This window comes from Phycisphaerae bacterium, from assembly GCA_017999985.1.
Classification (GTDB): Bacteria; Planctomycetota; Phycisphaerae; order UBA1845; family Fen-1342; genus JAGNKU01.
The window spans coordinates 1-26625 of sequence record JAGNKU010000010.1; the positions used below are offsets into that span (position 1 = coordinate 1).

The following is a 26625-nucleotide window of genomic DNA, read 5'->3' on the forward strand; positions in this document are numbered from 1 at the left end:
TCCAGGCTTCACCGCCGGCTGCGGTGCAGGCCGCCTCGGTAAGCTGCTGGCAACTCCCATCATGGAAGCAGCAAGCGCCGACCGGCTGCGCACACGGGTTCGGCGTGCAGGACTGGTCCATGGTCCAAGCTTCACCGCCGGCTGCGGTGCAGGCCGCCTCGGTGAGCTGCTGGCAGGTGGCATCGTGGAAGCAGCAGGCGCCGGTCGGCTGCGCACACGGGCTCGGCGTGCAGGACTGGTCCATGGTCCAGGCCTCACCGCCGGCTGCGGTGCAGGCCGCCTCGGTGAGCTGCTGGCAGGTGCCATCGTGGAAGCAGCAAGCGCCGGTCGGCTGCGCACACGGGCTCGGCGTGCAGGACTGGTCCATGGTCCAGGCCTCACCGCCGGCTGCGGTGCAGGCCGCCTCGGTGAGCTGCTGGCAGGTGCCATCGTGGAAGCAGCAGGCGCCGGTCGGTTGCGTGCAGGGGTTCGGCTCACACGCCACATCCATCATCCAGGCTTCACCGCCGGCTGCAGTGCAAGCCGCCTCCGTCAACTGTTGGCAACTCCCATCATGGAAGCAGCAAGCGCCGGTCGGTTGCGTGCAGGGGTTCGGCTCACACGCCACATCCATCATCCAGGCTTCGCCGCCAGCCGCAGTGCAAGCAGCCTCCGTCACCTGCTGACACGAACCATCATGGAAGCAGCAGGCCCCGATGGGCTGTGTGCATGGGTTCGGCGTGCACGACTGGTCCATCGTCCAAGCTTCACCGCCGGCTGCCGTGCAAGCCGCCTCGCTGAGCTGCTGGCAGCTTCCATCATGGAAGCAGCACGCACCGGTCGGAATCGCCAGCGTCGATAGCGTCGCGACCGGACCCAGCGCCGTCTCGACATTGTCCGCGTTGCGAGCCTTAACCGCGAAGCTGTACGCGGTCGCCGGCTGCATGCTCAGCACCGTCATGGTGCCCCAGATGCTGTCCGTCTGCCAGACCGCGGCGGACACCGGCTGCCCTGCCGCGCTCACGTATTTGCCGTTCCAGGCGGCATCGGTTGTCGCCGTGCACTGGATCGCGAATTGCGTGCTCGCCGGGTTTCCGCCCGCGATCACGTCGAGCACCATGCTGGTCTGCGTGGGGTTGCTCAGCGTCGGCGCCGCCGGCACGCTGGCCAGCGTCACCTTGCTGGCCGTGGTGCTGTACGCCGTCTCGATGCTGTTCTGATTGCGGGCCTTGACCCGGAACGTGTACGCCGTATTCGGGCTCAGACCGGTGGCGGTGTCGGTCGTGGTTTGGATCCACGCATTGATGCCGCCATCACCGCCGGTGGTAGTCGAGTCGAAGTACACGCCCGAAGTGTCCACGGCGAGGTTCGTCAGCGTGCCGGTGGCCGTCAGCACGATGGAGCTGTCGGTCACTGTTTCGAACGTCACGCCGGTCGGCGTCTCGATCAGCGTCGCGGTCTCAGCGTTGGATGAGTACGTGCCTTCATTCGGTGTCGCGGCGCTGTCGCGCGCCTTCACGCGGTACGTATAGCTCGTGTTGGCGGCCAGCCCGCTGTCGGTGTACGCCGTGGCACTCTGCCAGGCGCTGTCGCTGCCGCCGGCGCCGCCCGAGACGAAGTCGAAGAAATACTGCACCGGCGGCGATTGCGTGTCGGTGGCCGTGGTGGCGGTCATCGCGATCGCGGTGGTGCTGCTCGGGGCCGGCGCCACGGCGAAGGTCATGGGATCGGGCGTCGGTGGCGTCGTGTCGCCCGACTCGCACTGGAACCCATCCACGCGGAAGGCATCCAGGCCGGCCTCGACGACGCTCTGCGGGTCGGCATCGTTCGCGGTGAAGCGCAGTTGCATCGTCGACGTCAACGTGACGCCGGCGGCGGTCAGGGCCGCCTGACCAATCTCATGGTGCGTCCAATTCAGGCCGTTATTGGTCGTGTGTCGCGCGATCTCAATCCACGTTGATCCGCCGTTGTTGATCTCGACGAGCAGACGGTCCACGGCGCCGGTCGTGTTGGTGAGGCGCAGGAAGTAGTCGTAGCTGATCGTGATGTTGCCGCCGGACATGTCGATGACCGGCGAAGTCAGGCGCACGGACCCGTTGTCCACGTCCGTGTTGCCCGTCTCGTTCTGCGTGAGCCAGCACTTGCCGCTGCCATCCGAGTCCGCGGCCGGGTCGTAGTCCCAGCTCGGGTCGTTCACCGGCACGCCGCGCTGCCAGTTGCCGGCGGTGGCCCCGAGGTTCGTCGCCGTCCAGCCCAGATCGGTCTCGAAACTGTCGGCGATGATGGTGGTGGTCTCACCGACGATCGCGGTGAGGACGGTCGTGGGCGCACCGGCCGGGTAGTACACGATGCCGGTACTGCTGCCCGCCGCGCTGAAGTAGTACTCGGGATTGTCGGCGCAGCTCGCGGCCGGCAGCGTCGCCTGGTACAAGTTGCCGCCGACCAGCGTCAGCGCCGCGGTCTGGTACGTGTCGCCGTCGTAGCGATAGTAGAGGGTTGGGCTGCCGGGCACGGTCGTCTCGCCGATCGAGACGATCTGCACGTCGATCACCTGCGCGACCCCGGGGGGCATCGTCTGTGGTGCCCCGTTGGGCAGCGAAATGCTGGTGCCGACGTTCATGGCCCCGTCGCCGACCAGGGAGAACGACTGCGGGCCCTGCGGCACGGCGTAGCCGTAGACTTCAATGGTCCACGTGCCGGCCGCCGGGCTGCTGACCAGCACCTGCTCGAGGTTGTCACGGTGATTTTCCTGCGTGCGGACGGCCGCCGCGCTGGGCGTCGTCGGCGACAGCGTCCAGGGATAGTAGCGCGTGCCGCCCGGGCCGTAGACCCGCAGGTCCAGGTCGTTGACGAGCGCCGGGTTGACGTTCGGCGTGCCGGGGTAATCGTCCCACGCCAGCGTAACGCGCAGTTCCGGGTCGCCGGCGCTGACGGTCACGGTACGCGAGTAGGACCCGCCCTGGCTGAGCGTACTCTCGACGAACGCGCCGGTGCGCATGAAGTCAATCGCGTCCTTGACGCGCACCGAGCCGTAGCCGAACTGGTAGTCGGGCCCGGCGGTGCCCAGGTCCACCGCGGTGTGAGCCAGCCAGGCCTTGAGCGTGGAATTGCGGAACAGCGGCTGGCCCGGGAACTGCGCGCGGAAATCTTGGACGATCAGCGCCGCACAGCCGGTGACCGTCGGGCAGGCCATCGACGTGCCGCACATGGTCGTGTACGCGGTGTTGCTGGAAGAGTTGCAGGAGGTGACGCCGCCGTCGCCCGTGTTCTGGCAACCAGGTCCGCAGATATCTGGCTTCATGCGCCCGTCATCGGTCGGGCCCCAACTGCTGAACGACGTCATCGAGTCGTCATCGGAATTAACGGCGCCGACGCAGATGTGGTTCTTGGCCCCGGCGGGCGGCGCGCTGCTGTAATAGTCGCCATAGCCCTCCACGTCGCACCGGCTGCCCTGACGCTCGTTGCCGGCCGCCCAGAGAATGCGGAACGGCGCTCCCAGACTGCCGCGCACGATGTTATCGATCAATTGGTCCGTGACGCCGTAATTGCCCTGAATGGCGCAGTCGAAACCGTTCGTCTCGGTGTTCGTGCCGATGGAGTTGTTGGCCAGGACGGCCCCGTAGGTGTTGATCGCCTGGTTGTAGTCCGACTGGATGTCGCCGGGATTCGAATAGAGGAAGATGCCGGAGCCGTCGTATTCGAAGCCGTACGACTGGATCGTCACATCCGGTGCCATGCCCTTGTAGGTGGCATTGGCGACGCCGGCGCCGCCGATCGTCCCGGCCACGTGCGTGGAGTGGCTGGCCATGCCAGAGCTGTCGCGGACGCTGAGTCGGCCCTCGAAATCCACGTGCGTGGACCGCGCGGTGCCGCCGTCATACACGAGCACGTTGACGCCGGCCCCGGTCAAATTGTAGGGGGCGGCCTGCACCAGGTCCGCCTGCACGCGCGCCCGGTTGCTGTCGTTGAGTTCACTCATCCGCGGCAGCGGCGGCTCGACCCACTGCACCGTGTCATCGGCCACCAGTTGCGCGATCGCGGACTGCGGCAGCTCGATCACCAGGGCGTTGACCGTATCCAGGGCGTCACGCACCGTGGCGCCCAGTTCCTCCGCACGCGCGATCCCCGTTGCGAGGGACACGTCGGCATGGAACACCACGTAGGCGCCGACGATCGGGTCGCTGTCGGCCGTGACGATCGCCCACGCCGGCGCGCGGCCCGTGCTCAGGAGCGGATGCAGCTTCCAGGCCGGCTGGATGGCTTCGACGCCGAGGAGCGCGCGCGTGGCACTGAGCGCGCCGGCGTCGATGCGCCCGGGTGTCACTGCCGCGAAGTACGAGTTCGCGCCGACATACGCCAGCAGCTCCAGCCCCTCCGCGGCCAGCATCGCGCGCGTGTCATCATCCACGGGGCCATCGAATTGCACGACCACGTGGCGGGCCGCGCCGTCGCGCGCCGCGAACGCCTCGAGTACGGTCGCGATCTCCGCCGGCGTCCGGGTGGGCACATCGAACGCGCCGCTGCGCCACGGGATTTCCGCAGCCTGTCCGGGGGCTGCACTCAGCAGCACGCCCAGCAACGCGCCGGCCACGGCGATATTGAACCCGGTCGCGGTCGTCGCTCGTACTGTTCTGGCCTGGTAAGACATGGGCTTCGCCTCCTGTTTTGTTGTGCCCGATACCGGAGCGGAAGTGAGTGCGTCGTGTGTTCTCGCGCGACGACAGCACGCGACGGCAGCGGTGGATCTGGCGTGGTCCCGACGCCGCGTTGCAGCACCGGGGTCGCCGCCGGTCGGTCGGACGTGAGCCGGGCAGGGCGACAGATGGCCGTACCCCGCCAGCCATTCAGCGAGCGTGTGCGCAACACCCATAACACCCAGCGCAACACCAACCTGGGGGCTCTGCCGGCCAGCAGCCTGGACCGCGCCGCGCGCCGTCGAACCCAGACAGCCCACCCGCGGGTCGCTTTTCCCAGTCGGATCGATTCTAACTTGCCGGGCCGACCGGGCCAACAGAAAACTGGGCAGGCCAGCCCTACCGCGCGTCGATACTGCGCTGCGCGGTGACGGACCGGCGTTACTCCGCAAGGACTTACGCCGGGTCGGCGCGTCGCGGGCCAGCCGCCGCGACCGCCGCTGGCACGCTGCCGGCAGGTCGCCCCGGAGTGTTCCCCCGCGTGCGACTACCCGTAGAATCCGCGCATGACCGCGACACCGATAATTCTGAAGGCGCTCGTCCACCCGCGGCTGCCACTGATGGTGACCGCGCTCGCTGTGCTGCTGATGCTTCCGGCGCTCTGGGTCGGCTGGCAGACCGATGACTACATGCACCAGCTCGCGATGCAGCGGCCGGCGGAGTTTCGCGACGTTGTGCCGCCGCCGTTGCTGATGTTCTCCTTCGTGCCCGGCGACGCCGCGCAGACACACCGCCTGATGGACATCGGGTGGCTGCCGTGGTGGACGTACGACGGGTTGCGGCTGGCGTTCTGCCGGGTCGTGACAGCGCTGACCCACTGGGTGGACTACCAGCTCTGGCCGCGTTCACCCGCGTTGATGCATGCGCACAGCCTGCTGTGGCTCGCGCTGCTCGTGTACGGGGCGGCGTTGGTGTACCGCCGAGTGGCGCTGGTGGAGCAGCACGCGGCGGACGTCACCCCGTTCACCAGCGGGCCGGCACGGCATGGGTCGGCGGAGCACGGCGCCGCGCTTGCTCCGGCCGCGCTCGCCGGCCTGGCCGCCGTGCTGTATGCGGTCGATCACACGCACGCAATGCCGGCGGCGTGGCTGGCGAATCGCAACGGCATCGTGGCGGCGGCGCTGGGCGCGTGGGCGCTGGTCGCGCACGTGCGCTGGCGGGCCGACGGCTGGCGCTGGGGTGTCTTGCTGGCACCGGCGCTGCTGTTGGGCGCGCTGCTCGCCGGCGAGCTCGCGGTTGGAGCCGGCGCGTACATCGTGGCGTACGCCGTGTGCATCGAACGCGGCCCGTGGCGTCGCCGCATCGCCGGACTTGGGCCCAGCGTGTTCATTGGTCTGGGGTGGTGGCTCACGTATCGCGCGCTGGGCTTCGGGGCGTACGGATCGGCGTGGTACGTCGATCCCGGGCGTGATCCGCTGGGGTTCACGGCGGCCGTCGTGGAGCGTGCCCCGATTCTGCTGCTGGGACAATGGGCCGGGCCGCCGCCGGAGTTCTACCTGATGTTTGCGCCGTCGGCGCAGCGCGTGCACTGGCTCGCTGCGCTGGCGTTCATCCTTGTACTCGGCGTGGCGTTTGTGCCATTGTTGCGGCGCGATCGGTTCGCGCGTTTCTGGGCACTGGGGATGCTGTTGGCGCTGTTGCCGGTGTGTGCCACGGTCCCGTTTGATCGGCTGTTGCTGCTGGCCGGCGTTGGTGCGCTGGGGCTGCTGGCGCGGTACCTGCTTTGGGTGTGGCAGGCGCGCCGCGCGGTGGGCTGGTTTCCCGCTATTGTTGCGGTGGCGCTCGCGGGGCTGCACCTGGTCGTGTCGCCGCTGGCGGTGCCGTTGCGGGCTTGGAGCACGGCGCGCCTGGGCGGGTTGATCGAGTCCTCGGTGGCGACGCCGGCCGACGATCCCGCGCTGCGCGACCAGCATGTGGTCCTGGTGAATGGTCCGGGTGCGATGGTCGGGTCGTTCTATTTCCAGGTCTTGCGCCTGCTGCACGGCCAGTCGACGCCGGCCCACACGCGCATTCTCGCGTCGGGCATCGACGATGTGACGGTCACGCGCGTGGACGAACGGACCTTGCTCGTGCGGCCGGCGACGGGGTTCGCGCCGCCGCCCGGCACGGTCGCGCCAGGCGCTGAGCATCCCTGGTTCAACCTCGGCTACATGCTGCAGAATCTCGATCGGCTGGTGCGTGACGACCGTCATCCGTTCGTCGTCGGGCAGCGCATCGAGCTGACGGGGCTGGGCATCGAAGTGACGGCTGTGACCGCGGACGGTCGGGCGGCGGAAGCACGCTTTCGGTTTGCCGTGCCGCTGGAGGACCCGTCGCTGCGCTGGATGCAGTGGGGCGAGCGCAACTTCGTGCCGTTCACGCCGCCGGCGGTAGGCACCACCGTGACGCTGCCGGGGCCGAAGGTGAAGGTGTGAGGCACGCAGGCACGCAGGGCAGTGCCTGGCGTGCGTGTGGCACGAGGGCATGGCACACTTGGCGCGGGCGCGTCGAGATGGCGGCATGAGTGCAGTTCGGCCGCGCTGACGGGCCACGTTGGACGGCCGGGGCGAAGCTGCGACGCCGACTCCCTGTTTCGATGCGCGCCAGGAAAGTTGCCGAGCTTCTGCGGAAGTGGGCGCCCTACGGCGAGGGGGTGTTTGTGGCGATTCACGCCGGTGCGGCTTGCTCGAGGCTTGCTCACTGCCGTCCGCGACTCGGACCGGATACGCCGACCGGGGAGTGGGACTCCCCACGGATTCGGACGGATCTGCATGGATGGTCGGTCATTGATGTGGCCTGACGGTCAACCACCGCCGGGACATGTAGCCGTGGCACCAGGCACAGCTCAAGCGCAGTGGCACACGGCGCGCTGCGCGGGTCCGGCGCTGTCGCGCCAGGTCCTGCACGGGATACTGCCGCAAAAACGCGCGCGGGGGGCTACTCGGTTTCGCCTTCCTTCCGGCGGATATCGGCGCCGACGGCGCGGAGCTTCTCGTCGATCTTCACATAGCCGCGCTCGATGTGGTACACGCGGTTGATCCGCGTGGTGCCGCGCGCGGACAAGGCCGCCAGGACGAGTGCCGCCGACGCACGCAGATCAGATGCCATCACGGGGGCCGCGATGAGACGCTTGACGCCCTGAACAATGACCGTGGGGCCTTCCTTGCGGAGGTGGGCACCCATGCGGCTGAGTTCGGCGACGTGCAGGAAACGATCGGGGAAGATCTTCTCCGTGATGATGCTGTTGCCGTCGGCCAGGCAGAGCAGCGCCATGAGCTGGGCCTGCAGGTCGGTCGGGAAGCCGGGGAACGGTTGCGTGGTCACGTCGACCGGTTCCAGGCGGCGGGCGGATGAGACCGTGACGCCCTTATCGCTTTTCTCGACGTTGATGCCGATGGCGGTGAGGCGATCGACGAAGGCCATCAGGTGATCGAGACGGCAGTTCTCGATGGTGAGCTCGCCATTGGTGATCGCGGCGGCGACCATGAACGTGCCGGCTTCGATGCGGTCGGGAATGATGCGGTATTCGCAGCCGTGCAGCTCCTTGACGCCCTCGACGACGATGCGCGGCGTGCCGTGGCCGGTGATCGACGCGCCGCAGCGGTTGAGGAAGTTGGCCAGGTCGACGACTTCCGGCTCGCAGGCCGCCATCTCGATGACGGTCACGCCCTCGGCCAGCACCGCGGCCATCATGGCGTTGGCAGTGCCCAGCACGGTGGAGCCGAACGGGCCGCCGAGGAACATCTCGGTGCCCTGCAGGCGCTTGACCTTGGCGCAGATGTCGCCGTTGACGAGCTCGATGTCGGCGCCGAGCTGCTGCATGGCCCGGATGTGGAGGTTCACGGGCCGGTCGCCGATCGCGCAGCCACCGGGCAGGGCGACCTGCGCGCGGTGGCGCTTGGCGATGAGCGGGCCGAGCACGCAAATCGACGCCCGCATCTTGCGGACGATGTCGTACTCGGCCTTGCAGTTCATTTCGTCGCGCGCGATGAGGCGCAGGGCGCCGTCCGGGCGCCATTCGACATCCAGGCCGAGCTTGGCGAGCAGCTCGCAGAGCGAGTGCACGTCACTGACCGGCGGGATGTCGTGCAGGATGACTTCGCCCTCGCAGAGAATCGCGGCCGCCATGATCGGCAGCGCCGCGTTCTTCGCGCCGCTGAGCCGCACGTTGCCCCGCAGACGCGGGCCGCCGGTGATTTCGAAATACGCCAGACCCACGGCTCCTCCTTTAAGCCACCTGGGCGTGTTCGGCGGCGGAACGACGGGCGTGCCAGACGCGCTCATGCCCGGCGCCGTCGCGATAGCTGTTGATGCTCTGCCAGGCGGCGCCCGTCAGCAAGACGCGCAGGGCAGCGGCCTGGTCGAAGGCGGTTTCCAGCAGCAGGTGCCCGCCGGGCCGCAGCCAGCGCGGCGCGGCGTCGAGCAGGGCCCGGATCACGCGCAAGCCGTCGGGCCCGGCGAACAAAGCCACGGACGGCTCGAACTCCCGCACGGCGCGGTCGACCGGGGCGCCTTCGGTTGCGACGTAGGGTGGATTGCACACGATGATGTCGAAAGCGCTGGGCGCGCCGTCACGGCCGGTCGGTACCCAGGCGTCGAACAGATCACCGGCGCGGAACTCGATGCGGTCGGCGACCTGGTGGCGCTGTGCGTTGCGCTGTGCCACGGCGAGCGCGGCCGCGGAGATGTCACTGGCGCACAGGCGCGCGGTCGGAAGGTGGCGCGCAAGGCTGACGGCGATGCAGCCGCTGCCGGTGCCCAGGTCAAGGATGACCGGCTGCGTGTCGGGTGCTTTCCGCACGAGGTCGATGGTGCGCTCGACGAGAATCTCGGATTCGGGTCGCGGGATGAGCACATCCGGCGTGATCTCGAACGGCAGGGAGAAGAACTCCTTGCGGCCCGTCAGGTAAGCGATGGGGTAGCCGCTGGCGGCCTGTTTGACCAGGTCGCGGAAGGTGCTCCGCACAGCCTCGTCGGGGATCTGCTCGAAGCGGGTGTAAAGTTGAATTCGCTCGCAGTTCATGGCGTGCGCGAGGAGGATCTCGGCGCACAGTCGCGGCGACTCGATGCGGCTGCGCTGCAGGTATTCACGTGTCCAGTTCAGCAGCCGGACGACGGTCCAGGCTGTCGCGCTGTGGGCCTCGTCGCTCATGCGCGCACTATAGCATAGGTCCCGCATACTGACGAGACGTACCGGGGTGGCCGCGGAGCGGCCCGCCGAACAGCCGCGCCGGCGGCATGCGCCGCCCGGGCGGGCTGGCCGGGGCGGATACGACGCGACCGATCCCAGAGATCCTGCGTCATGCGCAGGCGCGTTGAGCGCAGTGCAATGACGACAATAGTACCACGTTCCCAGGAATGCGTACGAAAAGCGTGGGCGGCCGGCCAGCCGGACGCCGCGGACATGTCAGGCGTTGCCGAAGGCTAGAGTGCCGCGCTGACTACCAGCGCGCGGGACGCGCGCCGCCGCGTCCGCCGCCGCGGAATTCGCGACCACCCTGGCCGCCGCCGCCACCGGCGCGGGGGCGTGCCTCGTTCACGGTCAGTGTGCGGCCGTCGACCTGCGTGCCGTTGAGGCCGGCGATGGCGGCCTCGGCCTGGCTGTCGTCGTCCATCTCGACGAACCCGAACCCCCGCGACTGCCCCGTTTCACGGTCGCGGATGATCGCGACGTTGGAGACTGTGCCGAACGCCGAGAACGCCGATTCGAGCCCCTCTTCAGTGGTCTGATACGCGAGATTGCCTACGTAAATCTTCTTCAACTTCTGCTCCTGAAACCTGTGCGCGCTACGTTACGCACATGGGGCCCATGCCCCAGGACCAATCTTGACCAGTTGTTCGTCGAAGGGAGATGTCGAAGCCAAGCACAGACGATTCCGATCGAGCACCACGAACAACGGACCGGCTAGATACTAGCCGTCGGGCCGGAGAGCGTCAATCGTCAGATCTTGTCACGCGTGCAGTTGCGGCGACGCGCAGCTCGCGCGCGGCCGAAGCGTCCGTCACGCGCGCGACCGGGTAGAGGTTGTGCTCGACGTCCCAGTACGGAGAACGGCGGTAGAAGAAGTCCAGCCGTTGTCCGGGGCTGGCGGCAAAGGCGGGATCATCGGCGAGCCGCCGCGCGAATTCCTGTCGCAGTGCTGCATCCTCGGCCAGCATCCGTTGGGCGTGCGGCTCCATCGCGTAGGCTTCGGCGTACTCCTTCCGTTCGAAGATCGCGTTGAAGAAACCCCAGGCGACGAATGAGTCGGGGCTGTCGGGTTCGAGCAGGTGAACCACGAGGCGGGCCTGCGGCTGGTCCAGTGGCACCAAAATTGTTCCAGCACTGAAACGGCGCGTCTCATGCGTGACCGTAGTTGTGTACCGCGCGAGCTGCCGGCCTTCATAGGGCGTGGGGCTGAACTGCACGTCGGTGAAGCGGTAGATCTCCACCTCGACCGTGCGCGGTGCCGGGATGCGGAGCATCTCGATGCCGTGCAGGGCGAGACGCTCAATGACCGTGGTCCATTGGGGCGGCACCAGGTATGCCGACGGGGGTACTACCGCCGCGGCGACCCGCCAGTCATCGTACAGCCGCGTCGAAACATCGAGCGGCGTTTTAGTGTACTCGATGATGTCATCGCCGGTGATGTCGCTGGCGCGCAGCGTCTGCACGACGCCGCGGTAGACGAGAGGTTGCGAGTTGCCGGTGGCTGCAAAACGCAGCGGCACGCGGCCGTCCGGGTCGGCGCCGCGCGTGCGGATCATCAGGTGGTCGGCGTCCTGGATGGCAGCACGCAGGCGGTTGGGATCGCGGTTCACCGTGGCGAGCGCATGGACGAGGAGGGCGTGCGTGGTCTGGACACGCCGGGCGTAGGGTAACAGGGCGTGGGTTTCGACGAGCAGGGCCGGGCGATTGCACGCGGCGCCGTAGCCCGTGGAGAAGCGCGGGCCCATGGGGCCGGGGGTGGCGATGCCGCCCGCGGGGTCCTTGGCGTCGCGCGGAAAGGAGTATGGCATCGCGGCGTAGCCATCGGCCTCGAGCGCGGGCAGAACGTTGGCGAGCAGCGTGTCCCGGGTCCACGTGACGATGGGTGGGCTGGAATCGGGATCGATCGTGGCCGAGTAGAACACGTCATAGCGGTGGTCGTGGCCGTCGGTCGTGTGGGTGTCGATGAACAGGTCGGGCTGCCAGGCAGTCCAGACGCTCAGCCAGGCTTGCATCTCCGGCGTGTCGGCCTTGGTGTAGTCGCGGTTGATGTTCAGGTTGGCGGCGTTGGTGCGCCAGCCCAGCTCGCGCGGGCCGTTCTGGTTGATGCGGCTGTAGCGGCTGGTGCGCTCGTGCCCGTCGGCGTTGAAGATGGGCATGATCAGCAGTGTGACGTGGTCGAGCAGCGCAGCGCGGGTGCCGGTGATGACCATTTCACGCGCGAGTTGCAGGCACGCGTCCTTGCCCTCACATTCACCGGCGTGGATGCAGCATTGGATGAGTACCACGGGGCGGCCGGCGCGGCGGGCGGCGGCGGGGGTGAAAGCGCGGTCGGACGACAGGATGAGCAAGGGCAGCGGGCGGCCCATGCCGGTCAGGCCAAAGGTGGTGTAGTGGGCGAACGGCGACGCGGCGGCGAGACGCCGGCAGAAATCCACGGCCTCGGCGTAGCGGCCGGTCTCGGCGTACGCGGTGCGTTCGGCATGGGTACGCCACTGGTCCGGCAGCACATCGAAGTCGAGAGAGGCGGACCGCGACGCCGCGCCACAGCCGGTAGCGGCGACGGTGGCCAGGAGAAGGGCCCCGGGGAAAAGCGTGACGGGGGGATAGCGCAGCGACATTTGCGGCTCACAGTTGACAGTGCTCAAAACGCAAGCCATGCTAACCGACGCCTTCGGGCTTGCACATTGGCGCGGCCGATAGACCCGGCCGGCAAAGCGTGGTCGCGGCGGCCCGGGGTCGCCGCGGCGGGCCGGGCTATCCGTGAAGTGAGTCATATCGATGCGGCTCGGCAGCTTAGGGATCACGGGGTTGATTGTGCTGGGGGCCGGTCTGGCCGGCGCGCGCGGTCAGCCAACGGACAGCGCGACGCAGCAGCGCTTCCTTGACGAGCAACGGCGGGTCGATGAGCAGTTGAAGAAGCAGCGCGAGGCACTAGCGCCGCTGCAATCCATCTTTGACCTGCAATGGGGCGGGTGGCTCGACTACTACTACTTCAATTTCGATGACGGCGTGCAGTCGTCGCGTAATTTTCACCGCCCGTCGCTGGCTTTCTGGACACGAGCGCGGATCGACGATGGGGCGCATGAGCTGTTTGCACGACTGCGGCTGCGCTATGAGTACTACCATCCGGGCGACGAGGGCGCCAGCCTGCAGGAAGACTGGGTCGGGCCGGAATTCGATCAACTTTGGTATCAGATTGACGTGGGCAAGGCGTTTCGCCTGGCGCGGCCCTCCGATCCGATCCAGGTCCGGGCGCGGGTCGGCCGGCAGACGGTGCAGTTCGGCACGGGCTTCATCCTGGACCTGCCGATGGACGCCGTGCTGCTGGACGCGAAGCTGTGGGACCTGCGCGTGCAGGGCCTGTTCGGCCGGTCGATCGGCAACCTGCCGAACATCGACCGCAGCCCGCCGGTGCAGAGCCACAGCGACCGGCTGTTCTATGGCACGCAGATCTCGTACGAGGGCTGGCAGCGGCACGTGCCATTTGTGTATGCGTTGTGGAACAACGACCGGACGGACGAGCGCCCGAAGTACTGGTTCCAGGACTTCAGCTACGACAGCTTCTACCTGGGCGGTGGCTTGCGCGGCGAGCTGGCGCACAACCTGAACTACTGGGCCGAGGGCGTATTCGAGTCGGGGCACAGCTTTGGTGACCAGGAGTGGATCGAGCGGGATTACATCGAAGCCTGGGGCTGCAACGTCGGCCTGGAGTACCTCTTCGACGTGCCCACGCGTCCGCGCATTTCGGGCGAATACATGTTTGCCAGCGGCGATGGCGATCGCCGATTCAGCCCGACGGGCGCGCTGGGCGGCAACACCGGCAATCGCGAAGACACCAGCCTCGTGGGTTTCGGCTTCCGCGACACGGGCATCGCACTCGCGCCGATGATGAGTAACCTGCACATCTGGCGGGCGGGCGGGTCGCTGGCGCCGCTGGAGCGGATCGAGCTGCTGCGGGACCTCGAGCTGGGGACCAACTGGTTCCTGTACTGGAAGAACCACGAACGCGGCGCCATCAGCGACGGAACTGCGGATGTATACGACGGCTATGTCGGCTGGGAGATGGACTACTTCATCAACTGGCGGTTGACGTCGGACCTGGCGTGGACGATTCGCTGGGGGTCGTTCTTCCCGGGGTCGGCGTATAGCGACCGGGACACGCGGCATTTCCTCTTCACGGGTGTGACATGGAGCTTCTGAGCCTACTCGCGGCGCAACCGGGCTTGGCGGCCGGAGCGCCGTTCGCATCGCCCAGACGGCCGGCTTGGGTCGCGGGGCTGATCCTGCTTGCGCTGGCGGGGTGCCAGGTCGGGGGGCCGCATGCCACATCGCAGCCGGCGCTGCCGCAGACCGGCAGTGCGGAGCTGATTCTTTACATCGCCGATCAGCCGTTTGTGACGGCGGAGCCGGCGTGCCGGGCGGTGTATGCCCTGGCCAAAGGTGCGAGCTTCGAGGGCGAGTACGCGGCCCTGACGACGGCGCTGCGCGACGAGCGCCTGATCGCGCCGCAGTGGCGGCTGGACGCGGATCAATATCTGGATCGGGCGACCGTCGCGTACATGGTCTGCCGGGCTTGCGGGATCAAGAGCGGCGTGAACTGGCTGTTGACGGGGCTGGGGCGATACGCGTGGCGCGAGCTGCAGTACAAGGGAATCGCGGGCGGCGGCAGCGAGGCGGCGCTCATGAGCGGCGGCGAATTCATCGGTCTGCTGTCGCGGGCCGAGGAATACCTGCAGCGCACGGGACGCGCGGGGGAGGAAGCGGTGAAGCTGGGCCCGGCGAAACAGCCGGGGTGATTACCGTCGGGGGGGTTGTTGTACGCGCTACATGCCGTCCTTGAGCGAGACCGGATTGCGCGTAAAGAAGAAGAACACGACGGCGGATAGCGCGAGCGTAATCACCAGCGCGTTTAGGAAAAAGGATTTCCACGCCAGCGCGGAGCGCGTGTTGCGCTTCTGGCCGGCGCTATTCAGCGCCATGAAGAAGCCGATCACGCCCGCTGCCAGCCCCACGAGCAACCCCAGGCCCAGGACCGGCTGGAAGAGCCCCTCCGAATTGAAGGACACATAGAACGCGGTGCGGTCAAAGCGCCGGACCAGCAGCCCCCAGGTTGCCACGGATGCCACCGCGCCCAGCACCGCCAGCGCCGTGCTCAGGATGGTTTGCCCCTCGTAGGTCTTCAGGTTCAATGCCACCTTGTTGCCCCTATCACACGAACTCGTCCAAACGACCGCGCACTACTGCCGGCGGCCGCGACCGTCGCGCACCGCGCTGCAACCGGCACCTGGGTTGCCCATCTTATCGGATTATTGTAGCGTTTGCGATAGGCCTGCCTACCGCCGGCGGGCCTTTGGAAACCGCGGACCAACCCGAGTTCCAGCATGGACGGACAGGCAGGCAAACCGGGGCCCCTGAGGCTGGCTGTGTTGCTCTCGGGCGGGGGGACAACGCTGGAGAACCTCCTCGCGCGAATCGCTGACGGCCGGCTGCGCGGCGTGGAGATCCGGGTCGTGATCAGTTCCCGCAACGAGGTCCGCGGCGTCCGCATTGCCCGTGCGGCTGGCTTGCCGTTGGTAATAATCCGTCGGCGGGACTACGGGGACGACGACGCCTTTTCGACGGCGATCACAGCGACCCTGGACGCTGCGGGGATCGACCTGGGGGTGCTGGCCGGATTCTTGTGCTTCTGGCGGATCCCGCCGACGTACCTCGGGCGGGTACTCAATATCCACCCGGCGCTGCTGCCGCGGTTCGGCGGGCGCGGGTTCTTTGGCCATCACGTGCATGAGGCGGTGCTCGCCGCGGGCGAGACGCAGAGCGGATGCACGGTGCATCTGGCGGACAATCAATACGACCACGGGCCGATCGTCGCTCAGAGCGTTGTGCCCGTGCAGCCGGGCGATACGCCGGAAACGCTGGCGGCACGCGTGGGGGCGGCGGAGCGGGAGCTGTACCCGCAGGTCATTCAGCGGGTGGCTGACGAGGGGCTGGCCTGGTTGCGGCAATTCAGGTAGCGGGCCGACGGGCACAACTGCCGGCGTCGGGCGGGCTGGTGGCTGGGCGGGCGCGCAGGCACAGGTCCATCAGGCGGTTCACGGCGTCGCGCAAGTGCGTCTGGGCCCCATCCAGGAACGCCGCCGTGTGCACGTCGGCGGCGGCGTCGGAGATTGGCTTGAAGCCGTAGGACCCGGCGTTGGCGCGCAGCCCGCGGGCCAGGTCGGCGAGGGTATACACGTCCTGTGCGTCGAGGGCGAGTGCGAGGTCGTTCACCTTTGCCCGTAGCGTGCCCACGAACTCGTCGATCAGCGGGGCGAGCGCCGGGTCCTGCGCGAGGGTGCTGACCAGCGGCTGATCGGCGAGGGAAGCCAGCAGGTGCTGGAGGGCGCTGCGACTCACGGGCTTACACAGGTAGCCGGTGCAGCCGGCCGCGGCGCAGCGGGCGTGTGTCTCAAGATCGCCTTGGACGGTCAGACCGACGATGGGCCGGACGAAGGCATTGTGCCGCAGCTCCTCAACCAGCGCATACGGGTCGAAGCTCTCGGTGTCCAGGTCCACCAGCAGCAGGTCGAACTCGGTCATCGTCGTGAGTTCGGTTGCCTCATCGCTGGTCGCGACGCGTGTCAGCTCCACCCGGTCGCTGCCGAGCAGGCCGGTGAATAACAGCTGCGCCGTCTCGGACTCGTCGACGAGCAACACGCGCGTCCGGCGGGCCTGTGGGGCAAACACGGCGACGTCGACCGGACGCTCGAAGGCGATCCCGACTTCGTAGAGCGCGCCGGAGCCGACCAGGTAGCGACAGCGCGCGATACGACCGTCGACGACCTGCGTGACGCCATAGGGGTCGCTCAACGTGACCTTGCACCGCGCGCGCGGATAGACGAACTGCCCGGTCAGCAACCCGACGCCCTCGCGGCTGAGATTGCGACCGACGGCGTTGTAACTGCGGCCGTCGTCCTGGCCACCCGCGACCTCGAGCGTTACGGCGGCGGCGCGGTAGTCAAACCGTCGGGACATGCGGTGGTCGAGCCCGGCCGGCGGGAGTGCCGCGTGATCGAGGCGGTCGAGCCAGGCCTGGACCGTCAGCGGGTCCACACGGATGCTGCGGGAGAGGTCCGCGGACACTGTCGGGTTCCTGCAATGACCGAACGCTGGTCCGCCGGCACGCGCCGCGTGCTGACGACGGTCCGCCTCAGTGACTATCGACGCAACCGCAATTGCGTACTTAGGGGCGGGAGCGATTTCGGCGCATCTGGATCTTCGGGTCAGAGGCCGGCAGATGCTGGATCGCGGTCCGGCCGGGGGCGTCGATGACGTACGCTGCCAGTTGGTTTTGATCGACCCAGCGTACGGCGGCGTACTCGAGGGGCAGCACATGGTCGCAGTCTACGGGGCAGTAGTAACAAAGGTAGGTGACCACGTGCGTGCCATGGCTGTAGTCGAACGCCGGCAGTGGGATAGCATCGTCTACGATGACGCCGAGCGCGGACTGGCAGTGTCGGCGCAAGGCGTCTTCAGGGGCGGCGCGTGGTGGGAGCCGGACGCTCGGGAATTCCCACGGTGCGTCGTTCGCATCGTGCCTTCGCACAATCAGGAAGGCGCGCGGCGGGCGACCGAGCAGCGCGCGCAGCTCGGTCCAGGTTGGGCGGCGTTGACGGTTCACGCGGCTTCACGGTACAAAGGCCGCCACCGGGCGTCCAGCCGGAGTGTGACCACGGAGCAGGCATGCGCATTTTGATCACGGGTTCGAGCGGGCAGATCGGCACCAACCTGGGGCTGGCGCTGCTGGAGCGGGGGGATGAAGTGGTGGGGCTCGACCTGCGGAAGAACACGTGGACGGAACGCATCCCGACGAGGGTGTGCGACCTCAACGTGGTCGCGCCGGGGGCGTTGCCGGTCAGCGGGCGGTTTGACGTGGTGGTGCATCTGGCCGCGCACGCCAAGGTGTTCGAACTGGTCGAGCAGCCGCACCGGGCGATGGAGAACGTGGAAATGTGCTTCCGCGTGCTGGAGTATTGCCGGCAGCAGGCGACGCCGGTGATCTTCGGCAGCTCGCGCGAGGTATACGGGGACATTCATCGGCACGTGACAGACGAGACCCAGGCGGACTTCGTGGTGGCGGAGAGTCCGTACAGCGCGTCCAAGATCGCGGGCGAAGCGTTCATTTACTCGTACGCCGAGTGCTACGACCTGCCGTTCCTGGTCTTTCGCTTCAGCAATGTTTATGGGCGTTACGACTGCGACATCGAACGGCTGGAGCGCGTGATCCCGCTGTTCATTCGGCGGATTGCGGCGGGGGAGCCGATCGTCGTGTACGGCCGGGAGAAGGTGCTGGATTTCACCTATGTGGACGACTGCACGGTCGGGCTGGTGCGGGCGATTGACGAGCTGGCGGCGCGGCGCGTGAATCAGCAGACGATCAACCTGGCGTACGGGCAGGGCTCGACACTGCAGGACCTCGTGAACCTGATCGCGCTGGCACTGCAGAAGGAGCCGAACGTGCGGTACGAGCCGGCGCGGAGCGGCGAGGTCACGCGCTACGTGGCGGACATTACCAAGGCGCGTCAGTTGCTGGGCTACGAGCCGCAGATGCCGCTGACTGGGGGAATTCCGCGGGCGATCCGCTGGCAGCGCGAAAACGGGCTGCTGCGCGTAGAGTAGGTGGTTTGACCGGAGTGTGCCGTGCGCCCGCGCGGCGCGAGGATCGGGCGATGGACGTCATGCACAGCCTGCTGACGCCGCTCGCGCTGGCCTACGCCGGTGTGATTCGGGGGCGCAATTTCTACTATGAGCGCGTTCGGTCGGCGGTGCACGCCGCGGGGGTGCCGGTCATCAGCGTGGGGAATGTGACGGTCGGGGGCACGGGCAAGACGCCGCTGGTGATCGAGGTGGTGCGGCGGTTGCGAACGCAGGGCCGGCGGCCGGCGATCCTGACGCGCGGGTACCGGGCGGTGGCGGGGCAGGCGGCGGACGAAGTGCGGGAGTTTCACGAGTCGCTGCCGGAGACGCCGGTAGTCGTGAATGCGGACCGGGTGGCGGGGGCAGCGACGGCGCGGGCGGCGCACAACGCGGATTGCGTGGTGCTGGATGATGGTTTCCAGCACCGCCGTCTGGGGCGTGACCTGGACATTGTGCTGATTGACGCGCTGGCGCCGTGGGGGGGTGGGTGGGTGCTGCCGGCGGGGCGGCTGCGCGAGCCCCTGGGGAGCCTGCGGCGCGCGGATGCGTTCGTGATTACGCGCGCCAACCAAGTGGAGGCGGCACGGGTGGAGGTGGTGTGCGCGGAGCTGCGGCGCTGGGCGGGTGACCGGCCGATTTATCGCGCGGGGGTGGAGGCCGAGGGGCTGCGGTGTGCGGACGGGCGTTTGACGCCGCCCACGGAGCTGGCCGGGCGGCGTGTGCTGCCGGTGTGTGGGATCGGCAATCCGCGAACGTTTCAGCAGTTGTTAACCGGGTTGACGGGGGACGCCGAAGCGGGACTGGTGTACCCGGATCATCACAACTACGAACGGCGCGACGCGCTGGCGATCTGTGCGGCGGCGCGGCAGCGCGGGGCGGAGCGGGTGGTGACAACTCGCAAGGATTGGGTCAAACTGGTGGCGGTGTGGCCGGACGCGGGCGTGGAGCTGACGCGCCTGGACGTGCGACTTCGGCTGCTGGAGGCGAGTGACGACTTTGATGCGCAGCTGCGCGCGCTATTCGGCGGCCCCGGCGACAGGGAGCGGCATTCGTGAGTACGGCAGGTGAGAGCGACGCACGGGTGCCCCGACTGGACTGGTCGCGCCTGCGACTGAAGTCGCGGGCCGCGCGGGCGCACAAGGTCGCGGCGGGGGCGCTGGGCAAGGCGACGCCGGCGGGTTGCTCGTTCGGCGCGTGGTTCGAGGCGTTGCCGGACTTTCTGGGGGCGCGCGAGTTGCGGGGGGTCGTGCAGGCGCTGGTCGCGGCGCGGCGGGCGGGGCGGCCGGTGGTGTTCGCATTCGGCGGACACGTGATCAAGACCGGGTGCTCGCCGCTGGTCATAGATCTGATCGAGCGCGGGCTGCTCACGGCGCTGGCGACGAACGGCTCGGGGGCGATCCACGACCTGGAGCTGGCCGAGACCGGCGCGACGAGCGAGGAAGTTGCCGACACGATCCGCGACGGCAGCTTCGGGATGGTGCGCGAGACGTGCGAGCGGATGAACGCGGCGGCGCGCGCGGGGGCGGCGGGTGTCGGGCTGGGGCGGGCGCTCGGGCAGTTGCTGGCCGATGGTCCGGCACCGTATCAGCATCTGAGCCTGTTCGCAGCGGCGGCGCGGGCAGGGATTCCGGCGACGGTCCACGTGGCGATCGGCACGGACACGGTGCACATGCACCCGGAGGCGGATGGCGCGGCGATCGGCGCGGCGACGCTGGCGGATTTTCGCACGATCTGCGACGTGGTAGCGGACCTGGGCGCCGCCGGGCCGGGCCAGGCCGGCGGCGTGTGGCTCAATTGCGGGTCGGCCGTGGTGCTGCCGGAGGTGTTCTTGAAGGCGGTGTCCGTGGCGCGCAACCTGGGGCACATGCTGGACGGCATGCACACCGCGAATTTCGACATGCTGCGTCACTATCGCCCGACGCAGAACGTGGTGCAGCGGCCCGTGGCGGCCGGACACGGTCATACCGTGCTGGGTCAGCACGAGCTCTTGCTGCCGCTGCTGCGACAGGCGGTCATCGAAGCGTGGGGAGCGTGAGGCCAGGCCGATGATGGACGAGCGCGACGAGCGGTCACGAGCGGGGCTGGGCGATAGCTCGGGCGCGGCGGCGCCGGCCGGCACGGAGCAGGAGTTGCTCGCGGCCCTGCGGCGGCTGGAGCGGATTGCCGAGGAGATGCGCGGGCTGCTCGAGACGACGGCGCGCGTCCAGCGTCACCGGGCGTTCTCGTTCGCACGACTGCTCGGGGCGCTCTTCGAAGCACTGGTCGGCGGGCTGCTGTTCGCGGCGCTGATGGGCTGGGTGTACGACGCCTCGCCGGCGAGCCTGCTGGTGGAACTGGCGCTGGCGGGCGTGCTGCAACTGGTGGCGTTGACCGCGTTCGTGGTGGCCCGCGACGAGTCGTGAGGCGCTCAGCCCAGCTTGGCGAGCGCGTCATTCACCGTGGGGGCCAGCTCGAAGAAGCGCACGAGTTGCGAGGCCTGCAGCACGCCGCGGACGAAGGGGGACGGGCTCGCGAGGATCAGGCGCCCCTCCTGGATGTTGGCCTGCGCGGCAGCACGGACCAGATCACCCAGGCCGCTCGAGTTCATGAACGGCACGTCGCTGAGATCGACGACGATGCGGGCGCCCGGCGTTGCCAGGGCGCTGGTGACGAGTTCGAGGAAGGCCGTGCTCGGGACGCTGCCAAGCTCGCCATGCAGCCGCACGATTCGGACGCCGGCTCTGTCTTCGTGATCGACTGTCATACGCACCTCGCTTGCGGACTGAGGGCACCGGCCGCGGCCAGCGCGGCCTGGTCGTCACGGTAGTGCCGCAGCGCGCTAGATGCAATACGCGGGCTTCCGGGCGGCGCGCTCGACCAGCAGCATGACGAACGGGTTGATGTCGCCGAAATCAGCCGTGCCGTCCGCGTTGATGTCGCCATTGGCGGCCGGGCAGCCGGCGTACGCGGCTTCCCACGCGGGGCGGTTCGCGAGGAGGAGGACGAACGCATTGATGTCGCCGAAATCGACCTGCGCATCGCAGTTGACGTCGCCCGGCTGCGCAGGCGCGGCGCGCAACGCGACCAGCGTCTCGCCACCGCCGGGACTCACGCCGTAGTCGCCGATCTGGAACCAGTACAACTCGCCGGCGCTGGCCGGCAGAGTGAGCGTGTCGATGTGTGGACCCGCGTATTCACCCGCGCGGGTGCACGAGATCTCGGAGAGCTGCGCGCAGTCGCTGCCAGCGTAGACCGCGCAGAGACCGTCGTACCAGTAGTACGCCACGTCAACCGTCAGAAGGCCCGTGTCCAGCGGCGTGTAGGTGAACCAGACGTCGTTGCACATCTGCGTCGCGGCCGCGGCGTTGCAGGAGCCCGGGGGGCCGTTGGCAGCGGAGGTGTTGTTCGTGAAGTAGACCGAGTAGGGCGGCTGGCCGAGCGGCAGAGCCGAAGTGCATGTATCGGGCGGCATGCTCAGCACGTCCGGGCAGGCGAACGTGATGCAGTTGAAGCCCTCGAACCAGTTGCCGGCGGCCTCGAGGCACGGCAGTTGCGGGATGGTGCCAAGGCAGCCGTCCGCGGTGCAGCAGGCGCCCACGGGGAGGGTGCATGCTTTGATGGCGAGGTCGAATGTGGGAATGCAGTCGTTGCCGCCGGTGACCCAGCAATCAATCAGCAGCGTGTAGATGCCCGGCTCGAGATGGTGACCGGTCAGGGCCAGCGGTTCGCCGTCGGTGCTGACCAGGTAGGCCAGGCAGGCGGGGCTGGTGGGCGGACACGTCGCGTCCAGCGCGAGGGCGGCGAAGCGCGTGCCGTGCGGGTCGAATTCGAGGTCGAAGTTGAGGGGCGCGGTGACGCGCAGCTCGTAAACGAGGTCGTGCCCCGCGAAGCCGGCGATGCACGAGTCCGGGCTGTCGTAATCGGCGCCGCGGCCGCACGTATGCTGGCCCAGGTCCGCGAACGGCAGTTGGGCGGGGAGCGTGATCACCAGCGGATCCGCACAGTCATCGCCCGGTGCCGCCCAGGCGACCACGGCGGACAACAGCGCAACGAGAGAAATCCCCACTACGGCGTGCGAAAACATTTCTCACACCTCCCGTGACTCTGACCCCGATGCGGGCCGGCGACAGGGCCGGCCACCGCGGCGCAGGGTAGCGGAACGCCGTGATGAGCGTCAAGCCGACGAGCAGGAGTTCTTCGCGCCGGGCCGGCTTCCTCTGTTTCAAATGTGAGCACTGCCGGAGACCGGACAAGCCGCCGTCGTTGAAACGCCGCGGCTCGCAGCTAATATTCTGCGCATCGGGCCGAGTGACTTTCAGCGGAAGAAGGGAGCGCTCATGTTCATTCGAGAATCGACCACGGAAGCTGCGCGCCTCGTGCCGGTCGCACTGGATGAGGCACGCCTGGAGGCCTTCACGCAGCGCATGGTGGGGCTGTTGAACGATGCGGGCGTTGCGCTGATGACCAGCATCGGACATCGCACCGGACTGTTCGACGTGCTGGCGCTGATGCCGCCCGCGACCTCGCGGCAGATCGCCGAGGCGGCCAGCCTGAACGAGCGGTACGTGCGCGAGTGGCTGGGCGCGATGGTGACCGGCGGCATCGTGGAGTGCAACCCGCTGGATGGTACCTATCGGTTACCACCCGAACACGCGGCGCGGTTGACGCGGGCGGCGGCGCCGAACAACCTCGCGGCGACGACGCAATGGGTCGCCGTGTTGGGGTCGGTCGAGAGTCGCATCGTCGAGTGCTTCGCGCGCGGTGGCGGCGTCCCGTACGCGGAGTACCCGCGTTTCCATGACGTGATGGCCGAGGAGAGCGCGCAGACGACCGTCGCCGGGCTTCTCGAGCATATCCTGCCGCTGGCGGATGGACTGAGCGAGCGGCTGGAGCAGGGGATCGACGTGCTCGACATCGGGTGTGGCAAGGGGCGCGCCCTGGCGCTGCTGGCGCAGCGCTTCCCGCGCAGCCGCTTCACGGGCTACGACCTGTGTCCGGATGCAATCGCGGCCGGGCGGGCGGAGGCCGAGGCACGCGGCGTGACGAATCTGCGCCTGGAGACCCGGGACGTTGCCGCGCTCGACGATGCGGCGTGCTTTGACCTCGTGACGGCGTTTGATGCCATCCACGACCAGCGTGACCCGGCAACGGTGCTGGGGAACATCCGCCGCGCCTTGCGGTCCGACGGCGTGTTCCTGATGCAGGACATCGCGGGTTCGAGTCACGTGCACAAGAACATCGGTGGCACGCTGGCACCGTTCGTGTACACCGTTTCGTGCCTGCACTGCATGTCGGTGTCGCTGGCGCAGGGTGGGGCCGGACTGGGCGCCGCGTGGGGCGAGGAACTGGCGGTGGAGATGCTGAACGAGGCGGGCTTCGGGTCGGTGCGGAAGTCGCGGCTGGAGCACGACATCCTGAACACATACTACGTCGCGCGGCCGGAGTAACAGCGCCGGCACCGCGGCGCGGCGGTGGTCCGGGCCGATCGAAAACGGTACGATGCACACTGTACGCCCTGCGCGCAGTGCGGGGCTGGAAGTGCGCAGGGACCAGGAGCCGGCGGCGCCGGAATCGACATGCTGAATTCAAAGACTCTGTCGTGGGTGTCCACTCTCGTTGTAGCGCTGGGCCTGTCCGGGTGGGCCGGCGCGCAGCAGATCGCAGGCGGCGCGCCCGCCACGACCCAGCCGGCCAGCGGGCCCGCGGGCAAGCTGGAGCTCGATCGGAGCGAGTTCAACTTTGGCGAGGTCTGGCAGGGCCTGCCGATCGAGCACGAGTTCGCGGTGAAGAACGTCGGACCCGGCCCATTGACGCTCGAAGTGCTGAGTTCCTGCGGCTGCACGCCCGTCACCAAGCCGAAGTCGCCCCTGGCACCGGGCGAGTCCACGACGTTCAAGATCTCGTACGACACGACGCGGGCCGGCGAGGTCCAGAAGCATGTGACCGTCAACTCGAGCGATCCGGCCCGGCCGAGCGTCGAAATACCCGTGCGCGGCACGGTTAAGCCGCTGTACGTGCTCACGCCCGAACACGTCACGTTCAACGAGCTGGATCCGGATTCGGCTGAAACTCTGACGGCGCGCATCGAGAGCCGGTACACGGCACCGCTGCGGATGAAACTGAAGCCCGATCAGGATTTCGGTCGGTTCGCCGTCGAGCTCAAGGAGGTCCGGCCGGGGGCCGAGTATGAAGTGACAATTCGCACGGTGCCGCCGCTGCCGGTCGGGGGGTCGGGCATCTCGGTGCAGCTTGACACGGACCTGGAGAAAGCGGCGCCGATCGTTGTCCCTGTCGCGGCGCTGGTCCCGCCGCGCGTGGCCATCGTGCCATACCGGTTGTTCATCGCGTCGAATGCGACGCAGGCCAGCCAGCACGTGGTGCGTCTGCAGTACCGCAAGACCGACGATGTGCAGGTGCTGGAGACGAAGGCGCACCCGGAGGATGTCAAGGTCGAAGTGCTGCCGCCGCGGCCCATGACGGAAGGCAGCCGCATGATGGAAATCGAGCTGCGCATCACCGTGCCGCCGTGGGAGCAGCTTACGAACCAGGGCGGGCAGGTGGAAGTCTTCACGAATCAGACCGCCCCTGAGTTCAAGCGACTGGTGGTGTCGATCACGAAGCGCCCGCCGACGCCGAAGGGTCGGCCCCGGCACCCGGTGCTGCCACCGCCCGCGACGCAACCCAAGCCCTAGCAGCGCGCACGTTCCACCACCGGATGGTCCATCTGGGGGCTACGCGGTCACGTCCGCAGCCAATCAGGTCGCACGGGAGCTGTGCTCGTCCGCCGCGGCGAGGCGGCGGAACGCGATCAGCGATGCGGTGCCCAGCGCGATGCCCAGCAGCAGGGCGTACGGTCCGCAGAGGCTGTAGATCGCCGTACCGACAAAGGGCATGATCAAGCCGCGCAGGCCGGTCAGGGCGACGTGGATGCCCATGTAGAGCTCGGCGTCGCGCTCGCCGGCGAAGTGCAGATGGCCGAGGTTCCAGGCTATTGAGCCGCCGCCGCGGCCAACGCCGTTGCACAGGCGTCCGGCGACGAGGACGGTCATGGCAATCGCGGCGGCACCCGGCAGGGAGGTCGCGTTCATGATCAGGGCGACGGTCGCGAGCACGATCGAGCCGAGCCAGTAGGCGCTGTTGACCACCCGGAAGCGGAGCACGCCCACGCGGTCGAAGAAGTGGGCCCAGCGTGAGATGGTGAACAGGGCGAGGACGGTGGGGATCTGCTCCATGAGCAGGTAGGAGCTGAAGTAGCCGAGGCGGAGGTTCTGGGTGACGAACAGCGTCAGGACGGGGTCGACCATGAAGTTGGCCGAGCCCAGCAGGTACTGCGCGCTGCAATAGCGGGCGAACGCGCGGTCGCGCTTGAGAATTGACACGGCCTCGCCGAGGCTGCGACGAAAGCGCGGCCAGCGGCCGGTCGCGGGTCCGTCGCCCGTCTGCTCGGCGGCGCGGTGGAGCCGCAGCTCGCGCGGTTCCCCGCGGACACGCACACGTCGGAGCGGGATCAGCGAGAGCACGCCGACGACCGCAATCGCCGGGTAGACGAGGCGATAGTATTCGGCGTGGCGGTCGAACAAGAGGCTGACGGTGGCGCCCATGCCGATCATGAGCAAGGCGCTGAGTGCCTGGAGGCGGCCGGCGATGCGGGCGCGGTGCGTGCGGGGGTAGTTGGATTTCCAGATCGAGGTGCGAACGGTGACCAGGCCGGAGAGGAAGATGCGGGCCGCGGCGACCTGGAGGGCGAAGAGCCAGCCGCCCCAGGGGTGCCAGTCGGTGGGCGTGAACGCGATCGAGCCGGCGCTGGCGATGGCGCAACTGGCCAGGACGACGAACGTGCGGATTTTCGGCCGCCCGCGCACGACGACGCCCCAGACGAAGGTGAGCAGGTGCGCCAGCATCGGGGTGGCCCAGACGATGGGGATGAGCAGAGGCGAATCGAAGGTCTTGGCGACGACGATGCTCGAAAAGGTGCCGTCGATCAGGTTGGCGAAAATCCCCCACAGGAACATGTGCCTCAGCTCGGCCGCGTAGTTGGGGCGCGACAGAGGCGGGATGTCGTCGAAGCGCAGGAAATCGAGGATGCGGCGCATGCTGGCACGCGAAAAGCCGCATCATATCGGGGGC

Annotated in this window: 21 protein-coding genes; 10 read left to right on the forward strand and 11 right to left on the reverse strand. The window is 68.2% G+C overall.

The features are described from left to right. Positions 1-4627, reverse strand: a 4627-nt coding sequence (locus KA383_13865; protein ID MBP7747203.1) for a S8 family serine peptidase, incomplete at its 3' end; no start/stop codon positions are given. A gap of 552 nt (positions 4628-5179) precedes the next feature. On the opposite strand from KA383_13865, the gene KA383_13870 reads away from it, so the two are divergent. Further along, positions 5180-7087, forward strand: a complete 1908-nt coding sequence (locus KA383_13870; protein ID MBP7747204.1) for a hypothetical protein — start codon at positions 5180-5182, stop codon at positions 7085-7087. A gap of 502 nt (positions 7088-7589) precedes the next feature. On the opposite strand, the gene murA is transcribed toward KA383_13870, so the two are convergent. The 4 genes from murA to KA383_13890 all read right to left on the reverse strand — a co-directional run bounded on the left by murA (position 7590) and on the right by KA383_13890 (position 12500). Continuing rightward, entirely contained in the window at positions 7590-8864 is a 1275-nt protein-coding gene (murA, locus tag KA383_13875) for a UDP-N-acetylglucosamine 1-carboxyvinyltransferase (GenBank protein ID MBP7747205.1), read from the reverse strand. Between the two features lie 16 nt (positions 8865-8880). After that, positions 8881-9804 (reverse strand): peptide chain release factor N(5)-glutamine methyltransferase, encoded by a 924-nt coding sequence (gene prmC / locus KA383_13880; GenBank protein MBP7747206.1) that lies wholly within the window; start codon positions 9802-9804, stop codon positions 8881-8883. A gap of 289 nt (positions 9805-10093) precedes the next feature. Continuing rightward, positions 10094-10414, reverse strand: coding sequence for an RNA-binding protein (locus KA383_13885; protein MBP7747207.1), 321 nt, complete (start codon positions 10412-10414; stop codon positions 10094-10096). Positions 10415-10586: 172 nt separating this feature from the next. Next, positions 10587-12500, reverse strand: a complete 1914-nt coding sequence (locus KA383_13890) for a M14 family metallopeptidase (GenBank protein MBP7747208.1) — start codon at positions 12498-12500, stop codon at positions 10587-10589. A 121-nt stretch (positions 12501-12621) separates the two neighbouring features. Between KA383_13890 and KA383_13895 the strand changes: the two genes are divergently transcribed. Together KA383_13895 and KA383_13900 are read left to right on the forward strand one after the other, a co-directional pair. Further along, the gene (locus KA383_13895; protein ID MBP7747209.1) at positions 12622-14043 is read left to right on the forward strand and encodes an alginate export family protein; all 1422 of its coding nucleotides are present in this window, start codon (positions 12622-12624) and stop codon (positions 14041-14043) included. Beyond that, positions 14031-14639: a hypothetical protein gene (locus KA383_13900; protein ID MBP7747210.1), complete on the forward strand. Its 609-nt coding sequence runs from the start codon at positions 14031-14033 to the stop codon at positions 14637-14639. Before KA383_13895 ends, KA383_13900 begins: the two co-directional genes overlap by 13 nt. 27 nt (positions 14640-14666) lie before the next feature. Here the strand turns inward: KA383_13900 and KA383_13905 are convergent, their stop codons facing one another. Further along, on the reverse strand, positions 14667-15038 hold the full coding sequence (locus tag KA383_13905) for a hypothetical protein (GenBank protein MBP7747211.1): 372 nt from the start codon (positions 15036-15038) through the stop codon (positions 14667-14669). 186 nt (positions 15039-15224) lie between these two features. On the opposite strand from KA383_13905, the gene purN reads away from it, so the two are divergent. Next, positions 15225-15857, forward strand: a complete 633-nt coding sequence (gene purN, locus KA383_13910; GenBank protein MBP7747212.1) for a phosphoribosylglycinamide formyltransferase — start codon at positions 15225-15227, stop codon at positions 15855-15857. On the opposite strand, the gene KA383_13915 is transcribed toward purN, so the two are convergent. After that, entirely contained in the window at positions 15850-16965 is a 1116-nt protein-coding gene (locus KA383_13915; protein MBP7747213.1) for a response regulator, read from the reverse strand. The two genes, purN and KA383_13915, sit on opposite strands and share 8 nt — an antisense overlap. A gap of 100 nt (positions 16966-17065) precedes the next feature. Then, entirely contained in the window at positions 17066-17503 is a 438-nt protein-coding gene (locus tag KA383_13920) for a hypothetical protein (GenBank protein MBP7747214.1), read from the reverse strand. A gap of 62 nt (positions 17504-17565) precedes the next feature. Between KA383_13920 and KA383_13925 the strand changes: the two genes are divergently transcribed. From KA383_13925 to KA383_13940, 4 genes are read left to right on the forward strand one after another with little or no spacing between them, the layout of a single operon-like run. Continuing rightward, positions 17566-18501, forward strand: coding sequence for an NAD-dependent epimerase/dehydratase family protein (locus KA383_13925; GenBank protein ID MBP7747215.1), 936 nt, complete (start codon positions 17566-17568; stop codon positions 18499-18501). 50 nt (positions 18502-18551) lie between these two features. Continuing rightward, positions 18552-19574: a tetraacyldisaccharide 4'-kinase gene (lpxK, locus tag KA383_13930; GenBank protein ID MBP7747216.1), complete on the forward strand. Its 1023-nt coding sequence runs from the start codon at positions 18552-18554 to the stop codon at positions 19572-19574. Positions 19575-19600: 26 nt separating this feature from the next. Further along, positions 19601-20554 carry a hypothetical protein gene (locus KA383_13935; protein MBP7747217.1) on the forward strand — a complete coding sequence of 318 codons (954 nt, stop codon included), beginning with the start codon at positions 19601-19603 and terminating at the stop codon, positions 20552-20554. Positions 20555-20564: 10 nt separating this feature from the next. Continuing rightward, positions 20565-20921, forward strand: a complete 357-nt coding sequence (locus KA383_13940) for a hypothetical protein (protein MBP7747218.1) — start codon at positions 20565-20567, stop codon at positions 20919-20921. 5 nt (positions 20922-20926) lie between these two features. Here KA383_13940 and KA383_13945 read toward each other — a convergent pair whose 3' ends face one another. Further along, a complete protein-coding gene (locus KA383_13945) occupies positions 20927-21262 on the reverse strand; it encodes an STAS domain-containing protein (protein MBP7747219.1) in 336 nt (111 codons plus the stop codon). Between the two features lie 75 nt (positions 21263-21337). Then, a complete protein-coding gene (locus KA383_13950; GenBank protein MBP7747220.1) occupies positions 21338-22582 on the reverse strand; it encodes a hypothetical protein in 1245 nt (414 codons plus the stop codon). A 253-nt stretch (positions 22583-22835) separates the two neighbouring features. Here KA383_13950 and KA383_13955 point away from each other — a divergent pair, with 253 nt between their 5' ends. Both KA383_13955 and KA383_13960 read left to right on the forward strand, forming a co-directional pair. After that, positions 22836-23945 (forward strand): methyltransferase domain-containing protein, encoded by a 1110-nt coding sequence (locus KA383_13955; GenBank protein MBP7747221.1) that lies wholly within the window; start codon positions 22836-22838, stop codon positions 23943-23945. A gap of 129 nt (positions 23946-24074) precedes the next feature. Next, positions 24075-25190, forward strand: a complete 1116-nt coding sequence (locus tag KA383_13960; protein ID MBP7747222.1) for a DUF1573 domain-containing protein — start codon at positions 24075-24077, stop codon at positions 25188-25190. 63 nt (positions 25191-25253) lie between these two features. Here KA383_13960 and KA383_13965 read toward each other — a convergent pair whose 3' ends face one another. After that, positions 25254-26591, reverse strand: a complete 1338-nt coding sequence (locus tag KA383_13965) for a hypothetical protein (protein MBP7747223.1) — start codon at positions 26589-26591, stop codon at positions 25254-25256. Positions 26592-26625 lie beyond the last annotated feature (34 nt).